At 50.1% G+C, this 12,790-nt stretch carries 10 protein-coding genes; 1 reads left to right on the top strand and 9 read right to left on the bottom strand.

Annotated features, from left to right (window positions below; all coding sequences use genetic code 11):
- The 9 genes from RRY12_06475 to RRY12_06435 form a co-directional block, all read right to left on the bottom strand.
- A partial coding sequence (locus tag RRY12_06475) for a nucleotide sugar dehydrogenase (GenBank protein ID MEG2184305.1) occupies positions 1–929 on the bottom strand: 929 nt, incomplete at its 3' end.
- A 26-nt stretch (positions 930–955) separates the two neighbouring features.
- Positions 956–2,179, bottom strand: coding sequence for a glycosyltransferase family 4 protein (locus RRY12_06470; protein ID MEG2184304.1), 1,224 nt, complete (start codon positions 2,177–2,179; stop codon positions 956–958).
- A gap of 61 nt (positions 2,180–2,240) precedes the next feature.
- Positions 2,241–2,924, bottom strand: a complete 684-nt coding sequence (locus RRY12_06465; GenBank protein MEG2184303.1) for a sugar transferase — start codon at positions 2,922–2,924, stop codon at positions 2,241–2,243.
- A 3-nt stretch (positions 2,925–2,927) separates the two neighbouring features.
- Entirely contained in the window at positions 2,928–4,124 is a 1,197-nt protein-coding gene (locus RRY12_06460; protein ID MEG2184302.1) for a DegT/DnrJ/EryC1/StrS aminotransferase family protein, read from the bottom strand.
- Positions 4,121–4,639, bottom strand: coding sequence for a sugar transferase (locus RRY12_06455; protein ID MEG2184301.1), 519 nt, complete (start codon positions 4,637–4,639; stop codon positions 4,121–4,123). Before RRY12_06455 ends, RRY12_06460 begins: the two co-directional genes overlap by 4 nt.
- A 1,008-nt stretch (positions 4,640–5,647) precedes the next feature.
- Positions 5,648–7,114 carry an ATP-binding protein gene (locus RRY12_06450; protein MEG2184300.1) on the bottom strand — a complete coding sequence of 489 codons (1,467 nt, stop codon included), beginning with the start codon at positions 7,112–7,114 and terminating at the stop codon, positions 5,648–5,650.
- Positions 7,115–7,547: 433 nt separating this feature from the next.
- Entirely contained in the window at positions 7,548–9,383 is a 1,836-nt protein-coding gene (locus tag RRY12_06445; GenBank protein MEG2184299.1) for a nucleoside-diphosphate sugar epimerase/dehydratase, read from the bottom strand.
- Between the two features lie 45 nt (positions 9,384–9,428).
- Entirely contained in the window at positions 9,429–10,325 is an 897-nt protein-coding gene (locus tag RRY12_06440; protein ID MEG2184298.1) for a Wzz/FepE/Etk N-terminal domain-containing protein, read from the bottom strand.
- 160 nt (positions 10,326–10,485) lie between these two features.
- On the bottom strand, positions 10,486–11,613 hold the full coding sequence (locus RRY12_06435) for a sodium ion-translocating decarboxylase subunit beta (GenBank protein ID MEG2184297.1): 1,128 nt from the start codon (positions 11,611–11,613) through the stop codon (positions 10,486–10,488).
- A gap of 241 nt (positions 11,614–11,854) precedes the next feature.
- On the opposite strand from RRY12_06435, the gene RRY12_06430 reads away from it, so the two are divergent.
- Entirely contained in the window at positions 11,855–12,787 is a 933-nt protein-coding gene (locus RRY12_06430; protein MEG2184296.1) for a DMT family transporter, read from the top strand.
- Positions 12,788–12,790 lie beyond the last annotated feature (3 nt).

Here is a 12,790-nt window from a genome sequence, read left to right as displayed (position 1 = left end):
CGCTCGACGACGTATTCAGGCATGTTGTCGTTTATTTCGCCGGACAGCTCTATGAGGCGGGTATGGTAGTCGTATTCCCTCGCTTTGTATGTGAGGTAAAAGGGATCGAGCGGAATACAGTGACCGCCGACGCCGGGGCCCGGGTAGAAGGGAACGTAGCCGAAGGGCTTTGTCGAAGCGGCGGCGATTACCTCCCAGATGTTGATGCCCATTTTGTTGTAGACGATGGCCATTTCGTTGGCGAGGGCGCAGTTGACGATGCGGAAGGTGTTTTCCAGGATTTTTGTCGCCTCTGCCTCTTTAGGGGAAGATACGGTAAAGACTTCCGCGCCTAAGACGATGCTGTAAAGAGTTTTCGCGATCTCGGTGCATTCAGGCGTACAGCCGCCGACGACTTTCGGGGTGTTGTGGGTCTTGTATCTGGCGTTGCCGGGGTCGACGCGTTCAGGGCTGAAGGCCAGGTGGAAGTCTTTGCCGACTTTAAGACCGCTTTCTTCAAGAATGGGTTTGACTACCTCTTCGGTCGTTCCCGGGTAGGTGGTTGATTCAAGGACGACGAGCATGTTTTCGTGCAGGCGCTTTGATATCTCTTTGGCGGAGTTTACGATGTACGAGAGGTCGGGCTGTTTGAATTTGTCGAGCGGCGTGGGGACGCAGATAGCGACGACGTCGCACTCCGCAAGGCGGTCAAAGTCTGTCGTGGCGGAGAGGCGACCGTTCGCCGTCAGGTCCTTGAGGTCCTGCGGGATGATGTCGCCGATGTAGTTTTCGCCGCGGTTTACCATCTCCACTTTGGATTGCTGTATGTCGAATCCCAGCACTTTGTAGCCGGCTTTGGCTTTTTCCACCGCCAGCGGCAGGCCGACGTAGCCGAGGCCGATTACGCCGATTTGGGCGGTCTTATTCTGTACCTTATTTAATAACGTCATGTCTCTATTTCCCCTCTGAATGCTTTTTATAGCGCGTCGATAAATTTCCTTGCCAGCTTGGGATATGTGTATTGTTTTAATATATATTCCTTTCCCCGAACGCCCATGGCATCCAAGAACTCTTTTTTCATGTCTGACATTTCATATAATTTGTCACAAAAGGAGATAAGGTCACCGCTAGGGACTGTAAAACCACAATGCGATTCAGCAACGAAATCGTTGCTGACGTTAGAGCTCCATAAAACCGGTTTTTCTGCCATCATATAATCGAAAATCTTATTTAATGACATTCCATACTGACATAAAGGAGTTTCATTGACGTTACACACCAATATATCCATTTGCTTCAACAAAACCGGAACTGCTTTTTTCAAAACTGGGGGCAAAAAGGTGATGTTAGGCAGGTTTAACCCTTTGGTCTTTTCTTCCAGTTTGGCTTTTTCTGGGCCTTTTCCAACTAAAACAAATTGAATTTTTGAAAAACCAGAAGTGCGAGCTGCGGCATCAACCAACATATCCAAGCCATTGCTAACGCCATGGCCTCCTACATATCCTACAATCGTCTTTCCTGATTTCTTTAGTGTAGATAGCGATTCTTTGTGTAATTCTGGGAGCTCTCCGCCACTGGATTTAGCCTGCCATTCATCAACACTTATGCCATTAGGGATTACATGATACTTTTCCATTTTCATTCCACGTGTGACCAGATGCTTATAAGCGTTCGGCAGAAGAGAAATCACGACGTCGGCGTTTTTGCACCAATAGTCCTCCGCCATCTGCATTATCATGATGAACGGATGCCATTTGGACATTTTTCCCAATACCTGCGGCCAAAGGTCATGGAGCTCGAAGACAAATTTTGCGCCATGCTTCTTGGCAATCCATCTTGCGGGGTACGAATCGAGCGGATAGGTCGATGACGCGATAACAGCGTCGGGGGCAAAATTCGCTGTAATTTTTGGAAGGTAGGTATAAAGTTTGCGGAGGAAAGACAGCATATTACGTATGCGGCCAAGCCCATTCCCGCTGTATTTCGGCGTCCGCAGCCATATATAGCGAATACCATCAATGTTTTCTTCCATAGCATCGGCGGTCATTTCGATATCCTTCTGTCGAAGGTGCGAGAAGGAGGCAGCGACAATTATAATTTCATGCCCCATCTTTACCCATTCTTTTGACAGGTAGTAGGGACGAAATTCCATGCCGTGATATATTGAACCTGCGTAGTGGTTTATGAGCAATATCTTCATATGACCGTATCCTTTGTCGCAGGTGGCGTAAAATTATTCAAAACACTGAATTTAGTCTTCATCAATCCACTACCGCCAGCACAGTCTTAGCCATCGTCGATATCTCCGACTGCAAGCTGAAGTTCCGCAGGCTCTTCAAGTTGTATTCCATCTTTTCCGGCAGGACCTTGCTTATGTAGGCCTCGTCGGCTGACTCCGCCCTGGCCAGCAGTTTTTCTTCGTCTTTGTACATAATGCTCGTCTCCGAGGTGACGCCCGCCGGCAAAAGCAGCGTCGCGTACATTTCGTCGTTGTATTGCCTGACGTATTTCTCTACTTCCGGCCTCGTTCCCACGAAGCTCATGTCTCCGGCGATGATGTTTAGCAGTTGGGGAAGTTCGTCCAGCCGGTATTTTCTTAGCGTTCTGCCGATTTTTGTGACGCGCGCGTCATCTTTCACCGTTACCTGCGCGCCAAGCTTGTCCGCGTTCGCGATCATCGTTCTGAATTTAAATATCTTGAATTTTTCCCCATATTGCGTAATACGTTCCTGACGGAAGAAGACGCCGCCGTTGCTGTCAAGGATTATCGCAAGCGATATTGCGAGAAGCAGCGGCGAGAGGACTGCCAGCATCAAGATTGCCGTCACGACGTCGAAGACACGCTTCAACAGCAAGGCCGCTCTTTTCTTTTTGAGCGTCTCGTAATAGGGGCGAACGGCTTCCGTTCTCATGCAGTCAGGCAATTCTTCCCACTCTTTCAGCATTTTTTACAGGCATTTCCTTACGCACTCAATTACATAGTCCACATCTTCATCGGTCAGTGACGTATGCAGGGGCAGCGTGACTTCGTTGCGGAATTGTTCATAGGCGTAGGGGTAGTCGGCGATGTCAAAGCCCAGTTTCCGATAACCGGTGTGCAGCGGCAGCGGTTTGTAGTGGACGTTTGTCGCCACCCCCAGTTCGGCCATTTTGGTGATGAAGCCGTCTCTTTCTTTGTCGTCCCTGCCCTTTAGCCGCATGATATAAAGGTGGCCGGAGGAGCTATATTCTTTTGTATAGTGCCTCAGCGTCTCTACGGGCAGGCTGGCAAGCGCGGCATCCAATCTTTCGATGATCTTTCTCCGGCGCGCCAAAAGGGCGTCGTATCTTTTTATCTGGGCAAGCCCGACCGCGGCGTGGAGGTCGGTCATATTGCATTTGTACCAGAGTCCCGCAATGTCGTATTCCCAGGTGCCGAGTTTGGTTTTCGCGAGGGCATCTTTGCTCTGTCCGTGGAGGCTCAGCAGCATGTAACGGCGGTAGAGCTGTTCATTGTCCACGCCCTCGATATCTCTCCAAGTCGCCGCGCCGCCTTCGGCGGTGGTAAGGTTTTTGACGGCGTGAAAGGAGAAGTTCGTAAAGTCGGCGACGGAGCCGATGGGTATTCCTTTATAGGAGGCGCCGAAGGAATGCGCTGCGTCGCCCATGATTATGGCTCTGCCGATAGCCCGCTGTATGTGGTTGTCGGAAGGAGAGAAGAGCGGGCGTTTCTTTTCGGCGATGTCAATGATACGCTCATAATCGGCGGGGATGCCAAAGAGGTCCACCGGTATGATGACCTTGGTCTTTTCTGTAATAGCGGCTTCCAGCTTGTCATAGTCTATTGTGAATTTACCGGGTTCACAGTCGATCATGACGATTTTAGCGCCGACATGCTCAATTACGCTCGCCGTCGCCGTATAGGTATAAGCGGGAACGATGACTTCGTCTCCGGGGCCGACGCCCAGAAGGCGCAGGGTCATCTCGGCACAGGCGGTGTTGGAGTTCAGGCAGACCGCTTTCGCGGTATGGCAGCGCGTCGCGGTGATGCGTTCCAGCTCTTTTGTCCTAGGACCGGTGGTAATCCAGCCGGATTTCAGCGCCGCAACGACTTCGTTGATCTCCGCTGACGTTATGTCCGGGGGGCTGAAGGGGATTTTCTTCATGCCGTTTCACCTACTGTCAAACTTAGTTTATTGATAATCACAGTTCCTAGGTATCCGTTTATCTGCGCCCAGCCGGTGAGGCCGGGGCGGATGTCGTTGGCGCCGTATTTGTCGCGCTCCGCGATGAGGTCGTACTGGTTCCACAGCGCGGGACGCGGGCCGATGATAGACATTTGACCGACTAGTATATTTATTATTTGTGGTAATTCGTCTAAACTCGTTTTACGCATAAATTTTCCTAGTTTTGTAATATAAGCGTCAGGATCTGCCAACAAGTGCGTAGGCATATCTTTTGGCGTATCTATTCTCATTGTGCGGAATTTATAGATATAAAAGTACGTTTTATGCCTGCCTATTCTTTTTTGTTTAAAGAATATCGGGCCAGGCGTATCGAGCTTTATTAACAGGGCAATAGCAAGCAATAGGGGAGAAAGCAACACCAAGCCAACTGACGACAGAATAATATCCGCCGCACGTTTTATCATCGTGTATATATGTTTGTCGTTACAATACATATGCATCGCACCTTAGCGCTTATATTCTATTTCAGTTTTATTTATATTTCCCAAAATTCCAGAAACATTATTTAATGCTACCCACATCAGAGCACCTTGAAAACTATCCTGTGTTTGCCTAGATATTGGCATTAACATTTATATATTAGCACCACTATGATACCATCTGCAACTATTAAATTATGTATGACGTTTAGCTTACCACTTATTTAACTCCTCATTTGCTCCATAAAAATCAGAGCAATCAATAGAAAGCTAAACAACATGGCTGATACGATATATAACAAGACCGTTTTTAAGTGTGTCTTGGTCACATTCACAAACATGGAGAAATCATCGGGGCCAGAAAATCAATGAAATGCTCATAGCCGTTAATTTATAGTAAAGCTTTGGCGGCATCAGTTTCTAACTTTTATTTGCTACCCTATTACTAGTCTTGCATAGGAGAAGTGATTTTATTAGAATGCCGGTTCTTTAAAGACTATCCACAAGCGTCAAATATCACCTGCCTATGCCAATTAGCTGTTCCAATACCAATTTGCTTTGTTCAAGTCTTTTGACGCGGCGTTTTTCCGGTATCGGTGGAGGGGACAACGCTTACTTTTATCCAGGTGAAAGGGGAGGAGCTGGAACCCCTTAAGTAATATTGGATACCGTCCTTGAAGTGGGTAGTGGCGCTACCCACTTCGTCCCTCTCGGTAATCTTAACCTTGTTGCAGCTATTGCTGCAAAAAATTGTGAATCGTATAAAAAAGAGGCTATCACGGAGTTTATGTGTGATAACGCCTACCCCAAATAGCACAATCGCTGCAAACAAACTTCTGCAATAGAAGCCTGTCTATGTTGCTTTGGCTGTGAAATATAATCAACGATATTCATTCATTTTCCATCAAACAACGCGCAAGCAAATTCTATGAAACAAACCCAGTCTGATACAGGCTTTTTTTATTGCTGGTCATTTTTTTCGCTCTTATCCATCAAGCAACACGCAAGCAAATTCCAACGGTTTTATGCCCAATAGGGAAGATATTTTTTTGCCTTAGTTCCTACCGTATCGTCTTGGCATTTTATTAATCCAATTTCAATGGTATCTCTTATTATTCGTGAAATTGTGGCGCTGTTCTTTACGTCTAGTTCAAATCGTTCCCGCAATGTCTTATTTGTCATGCTTTTTCTCTCTACGTATTTTAATGAAGCATGGAGGTATGTCGCCCTTATACGTTCGCTCTTATCTATTTCTTTAAAACATCTGTGAGCAAAAAGGACAACGCGCGTATGCTCTGGCATAGTTTCAAATATCGGAGCAGGCAGCTGATAGAATTCAGTCATAGCAACAACTTTATCTATTCCACTTCCTCGTTCCTCACATACGCCTATTCGTCTAAGCAACGACGTGATGTGCTCGTTTCTAGATTTAGGTGGGGTGTCCAAAAACCTTTCAACGGCGATCAAAGGGAGGCCAGGATTTGTTATTTCTATCCTATCACTAAAGATCTCAATCATTGGCGAGGTCCCGCTGATATAAAAATCTTGATGTATAAGCGCATTCGCGATCAATTCACGTACCGCCAGTTCCGGAAATAGTGAGATAGATTTACGGATGCCTTTTTCTATTATCTCTTTCTTCGGTGACAATTCTGTAACATAACTCACTATTTCTTCATAGGAAAAAGCGTAGCCTCCTGTAAACTCAACTTCCCTTTCTGTTTCTATACGGCTACTGCCTTTATAAAATACTACACGTACAGCCTTGCGGCGCAATCCTTTAAATTTCGTGATATCTTTCGCAAAAAGGATCGCTCCCATATTAGTAGCGTTCCATTTCCCATGAGAGTCTGGCTGTATTATTTCTTCTGAATTTAGTTCCTTCAGAATAGCATTCTTGCTGCCAGGCAAGTTTTTTTTAAGCAAATCAAAATACGCCGGATAAAATATATATTCCAATACTTGATCCGCACTTAATTTTTCCGCAGCAATTTCCTGCTCAAAGCGTCGTTTTTCAAAAGCGGCCCATAACGCACGCTCCATCTCGGGGTGATCTTTAAGTTTCTTTTTATAGGAGCCTATACGAATATACTCTGTTCCCCTGAAACTTACCGGCGTATGTGTTGCTGCTGATATCTCCAAAACGACAACTTCTTTAGTATCGATATTGACGGTTAAGAATTGGAATCTGATTTTAGGCGCAAGCAGACATGATAGCCAATTGATTAAGTCCTCATTACCGCATTTTTCTCTGGCTGGAGTGAATGTTGTGCCTACAATTTCGTGGCTTTCGTCATCGACTCCCCAAATAAGGTACGAATATGGTTGCCCCGTAATGGCGGCTGTATTTGATAAAGCTGATATATACTCTCCTATTTCATCAGGTTTGGCATTGTTGAGCTTAAATTCCACGCATTCTATTTCTGTCGTAAGATGACACAGCTCTTTTACGAGACTTTCTAAATGCTCATCTTGATAAGAAACCTTCACTGCTGTCACCTCCTCCAATTATGTAATAAGTATACCCCATCAAACAACGCGCAAGCAAATTCTGTAAAACAAACCCCGTCTGATTCAGACTATTTTATTGCTGATCATTTTTCTCGCTCTTATCCATCAAGCAACGCGCAAGCAAGTTTATCTTTATCATTTCGCTATTCGTCACAGTGTATGTCAGCGGCTCCGTTATTTTCGTTATTGTGAATGCCTGCTTTTCGCCGCCTTCAGGTATAACCGGACAATCATGCGCCGTCGTATGCATACGGTTGTCATGCTTTTCCGCACAATCCGCCGCCCTCTTGCGAAAAAAAATAATTCTCCGGTTCCGTGTTTATTCAGTATTACGCAGGTAGAGACTACAGTCTCTTTTTATCTCCGTCATGTTTTTTAAACCCAAGAGTTTTACGTTTCTATGCCTGGTTCGTCAGCCGTTATTCGCTCCGGCGTCGCAGCCTAGCGCCAGGATTTCTTCTTTTAATTTCTGCGGCGCGGCGCACGGCTCTTTGAAGACTAGGTTCTGCACCACAGGAAGGATGCTTTCTTTTTCCGGAGTCAATTTTGTTTTAAATATTTTTTTATGCCCGGTGGTTTCTACATGCGATTGGTCATAGAAGAGCTCTTCGTAGAGTTTTTCGCCGGGGCGGATGCCGGAGTATTCTATTTTTATGTCGCGGCCCGGCTCGTAGCCGTGGAGGCGGATGAGGGTCTCCGCCATTTCGGATATCTTTACCGGCTCGCCCATGTCAAGCACGAACAGCTCACCGCCCGTGCCCATTGCGCCCGCCTGCAGCACGAGGCTTACGGCCTCTGGGATGAGCATGAAGTAGCGTTTCATCTCCGGATCCGTGACGGTGACCGGGCCGCCCGCCGCTATCTGGCGCTCAAATTTCGGGACTACGCTACCGCGGCTGCCAAGGACGTTGCCAAAGCGCACTGCCATGTATTTGGTATCGGGATATTGCTGCTGCACTGCGAGGATGAGGCGCTCCGCCGCGCGTTTTGTGGCACCCATGACGCTTGTCGGGTGCACCGCTTTGTCGGTGGAGATCATGACGAAACGCTCGACGGAATGTCTGCCGGCCATTGAAGCAAGCGTCCATGTGCCTATGCCGTTGACGCGCAGCGCTTCGCGCGGGTTGTATTCCATGAGCGGAACGTGTTTGTGGGCGGCCGCGTGAAAGACGACGCACGGTTCGTATCTGTCAAAGACGGCGCCAAGCGCTACCTCGTCCGCAACGTCCGCGATGATTGGTATGACGGGGATTTTGTTGCCGGCATCCGCAAGCGACTCAAGCAGCAGATAGATGGACTGCTCTCCATGGCCAAGCACAAGCAGCTTTTCCGGCGCGAATGAAAGCGCCTGACGGCATATCTCAGAGCCTATGGAGCCGCCCGCACCGGTGACAAGCACAGTCTTACCCTTGATGAGGGCGCTGATATTTTCGCAGTCGAGGTGTATCGGCTCGCGGCGCAGCAGGTCTTCGAGGTTGACGGAGCGCAGGCGGCTTACGTTGACCTGCCCGTCCGCCAGGTCCAGCAGGCTGGGAAGCACGCGAATCTTAACCTGAGCGCCTTCAAGCGCCTTCAGATATTCTTTTATCTGCTCGCCCGTCGCGGATGGCATCGCTATCAATATCGTGTCTATGTATTCGGTCTTTATTATGTCGGCAAGTTCCGCTTTGCCGCCGAGCACCTTGAGCGACGCAACGGCCATGCCGCGCAGTTCCGGGTTGTCGTCTATGAAGCCTATGGGGAGCATCTCGGAGCCGTGGCGCATAAGGTCCCGCGCAAGCAGCGTGCCGGCCTCGCCTGCGCCTATTATGAGCGCGCGTTCGCTGTGCTCCGAATGCGGCGGGCGCGAGACGGCCGCCAGGCGCCAGACGGCGCGCGTGACGGTGAGGAAAAATATTCCAAGTATGGACATGAAGAGGAACGCCGAACGCGGCACTCTCACAAAGTCAAAGAAATAGCTTATAGGAAGAAAGACGAGAACTCCGAGAGCGTACCAGCGCGCGAAGTGCGCGTATTCCTCTACGCTCGCGCGCGGCCACAAGACGCGGTAGGTGCCGCCGGCAAGGAGCGCAAGCGCCACGATGAAGGCAAAAAGCACAGCGCTTAGAATGAAGTCTTCCCTGTACTGCCGCCCGATAAAGTACGACAGTCTCAGGGAAAAGCCGGCGTAGACGGCAAAGACGAGGCAGAAGAGGTCTAAAACAAAGACCCTTCTGTTCCTCATGCCAAGCCAAAGAAACGCGTTCAAAATTTTTTGATATCCGCTGGAGTACATTATCCCAGGCAGAGGCCGCTAAGCGCTCTTGCGTCCCAGCAGCGCGCGGAGGTGGGCCTTTTTCTCTTTTGTTTCAGGGTCGTCTTCAGCGGTCTGCCAGAAATTGCAGACAAAGGCGAGCGTTATGCCGACAAAGAGCCCAAGTATGGCAGAAAGAACGGCTATCTTGCCTCTGCCCTGAGCCTCTTTTTCATCGGGAACGGAGGCTGGCGCTATGAGCTGAAGAACTACCGGCGTTTTGTTTTTGAGCTGTTTGCTGTCGTCGTACTGAGTGAGCGTCGAATAGAGTTCGACTATCCTCGCCATTCCATCGTCAGTTTTAGTGTCCAGCCCTGCAAAGCCCCCCTGGGCTTTTATTTTGCTAAGTTCTTCTCCAAGCAAGGCCGTATTATTGTCAACAACGGCAACCATCGCAAGCTCCTTGAGGGACTTCTCTGTTATGTCATAAACATAGTTTGCCATGTCGGCTGCCTGCTGCGGGGAGTCCGCGTCGGCGGTGATAGATATTACGCCGGTTTTATCGTCGTACTTGACCTTGACGTCTTTTTTAAGCTTTGCGCGCGCCTGTTTTCTGGTGACGTTTTTGTCGTCGCGCTTCAGCAGCCCGAACTTGTCTATGACGGCGTCCAATGCCGCGTTGCTGGTGGCTATTCCGCTTATTATGTTCCCCGATACGTAAACATTGTAGGTACCTTTATTGACAATGGCGGAAGAGACGGGCATCACCTGAACTTCTCCCATATATTTGGCCTTTGTGAAGAAAAAGCCGTAGGCGAGGCCGCCAAGCAGGAAAATAAGCGTTACAGCGATGATCATCTTCTTGCGCTCAGCCAAGATTATCAGGATGTCGAGCATTGAGATGCCGTCATCTTCCTCATTGTAATAGTAAGGCGGCTGGAATTGTTTTTCGTCCATTTTTGTTCCCCCGGTTAATAATTTATAAAAAATAAGCCTGCACCATATAATACCATAATTTTTTTCTTTGTAAAATGCGACGCGGACGTAACAACGCCGCCCGGGCGCGGGATGGGCTGCGCCCGGGCGGCGAGTGCGCCGTATAAATCACAAAATCGCGCTACCCCAGATACGCCAGCAGTATCCCTCCGGCCAGTACGGAGCCTATTTGTCCGGCTACGTTTGCTCCCACCGCGTGCATGAGGAGGTGGTTGCTCGGGTCGGCCTGCTGACCCATTCTTTGGATGGTGCGGGCGGACATCGGGAAGGCGGAGATGCCGGCCGCACCTATCATCGGGTTGATGCGTTTGGCTTTGGGCAGAAAGAGGTTGAGCGCCTTTGCCGTGAGCACCCCTGTCGCGGTATCAAGCACGAAGGCGACTAGGCCCATCGCTATGATGACGGCGGTGCTTACGTTGACGAATTTCTCGCCGGTCATCGTGGCCGCTATGGAGAAGCCAAGCAGTATCGTCACTATGTTGGCAAGCTCGTTCTGCGCGGCGTTTGAGAGGCGTTCCGTGACGCCGCTCACGCGGAGCATGTTGCCGAACATGACGAAGCCAAGCAGCGCGACGGAGGCTGGCGCTATTATGCCGCCAAGTATCGTTATGATTATGGGAAAGAATATCAGCGCGCGGCGCGAGACGGGGCGGTCTGCGTAGGGCATCTTCATGCGGCGTTCTTTGAGCGTGGTGAGCGCCTTGATGACGGGCGGCTGGATGAGCGGCACGAGCGCCATGTAGGTGTAGGCCGCGACCGATATCGGCCCCAGCAGGTGCGGCGCAAAGCGCGTCGCGACGTAGATGGAGGTGGGGCCGTCCGCCGCGCCTATTATGCCTATGGAGGCCGCTTCGTAGACGTTGTAGCCGAAGAAGAGCGCAAGACCCATCGTCAAAAATATGCCGGCCTGCGCGGTGAGGCCGAAGAGGAACATTTTCGGGTTGGAAAGCAGCGGCGTGAAGTCGCACATGGCGCCTACCGCGATCAGTATGAGCAGCGGCATTATCTCGGTGGCTATGCCGAGCTTGAAGAACATAGAAAGAGCGCCCTCTATCACTTTGCCGCCGGCCACCTGGTCAAGAGCGGACGAAAGAGGCAGGTTGACGAGTATAGTGCCGAACCCCATCGGCAGCAGCAGGTTGGGTTCGAAGCCCTTCTTTATCGCAAGGTACATCAAAAGGCCGCCTACGGCCATCATCACAAGGCTCTGCCACGTTACGGCTTGAAAGGTATGGACGAAAAACTCCATTCTACAGTCACTTCTCCTTATTTTTTACTGGTGCTTTATGTAGGCACACTATAACACAAAACGCCGTTTTTTTGAGTATCCGCTCTCATTCTAGAGCGCGTGTCGCGGAGTTTTTAATAAAAAATCAGTGTTTTTAACTATATACAGCAAAGATTTTGGCGCTTGCGCGCGTGATTTGCGGCCTGTTCCGTTCCTGACTATAATCATGTACAATATCCCAAGTATACAAGGAGGTCGGGTCATGCCGTTATGGGGTTTTCTTTTGTCATTTGTAGCAGCCGCGCTTTGGGCGGCGTCACCGATTATGGTCAATCACGGCCTGTCCGCTTCGCGCTGTTCTACAAGCGACATAAACCCGGTGCGCTCCGCCGTCTTTTTTATCTCGGCGTTTGCTACGGCCTATATCGCAACTGGCGGCCACATCCCTGTGATGACGTCGGCCGCAGCGTGGTTTTATATTTTTGTAAGCGTCTTTATAAGCTACACGCTTGGAGACATCCTTTATTTCATAGCCATCCGCGAGATCGGCGTGAGCCTCGCGGTGCCGGTGGCAAACGGTTATCCTATCCTCGTGGCGTTCACCTCGTGGTTCATCCTGGGCGAGGAGCCGACGCAAAAACTGCTCTGGGGCATCGTGATAGTCGTGGCCGGGCTTATGCTGCTGCGCTTTGGCGGCAAAGACGAAAAGACCGAGGATATAAGGCGCGCGCTTCACAACAAGCGGCGGCTGATGAAGGGCTTTTCGCTGGCCATCGCAGCTGGGCTCATGTGGGCGCTCTCCTCGCCGCTTACGAAGCTCGCCATACTGACGAGCGGAGCCTCTGCCGTAAACATCACCTTCTACCGTTCCGTCGCCTTCCTTATAATAACTATCGCGGTGCGCGCGGCGCAGCGCAGGTACATGCCAAACCAGAGGCCGATGCCGCTGCGCGAGATACCGCTGCGCGCCGCGCTCTATTTTGCGGGCGCCTCCGTCATTGGACTTTGCGCCGGCTCCATCATCTACGCTCAGTGCCTCGCGGTCATGCCCGTGGCCATAGTGACGGCCATCACCGCCACAAGCCCGTTCATAGCGGCGCTCTACGAACGTATTTTCAAGCGCGTCATGCTGACGCGGCTTCAGTGGACTGGCATCGCGATGACCATCGTGGGCTCCGTCATCGTGGGGCTTTAGGCG

The sequence above is a fragment of the Cloacibacillus sp. genome, assembly GCA_036655895.1.
Classification (GTDB): domain Bacteria; phylum Synergistota; class Synergistia; order Synergistales; family Synergistaceae; genus JAVVPF01.
The sequence above is the reverse complement of the archived record's forward strand: the minus strand, read 5'-3'. Positions and strand labels throughout refer to the sequence as shown.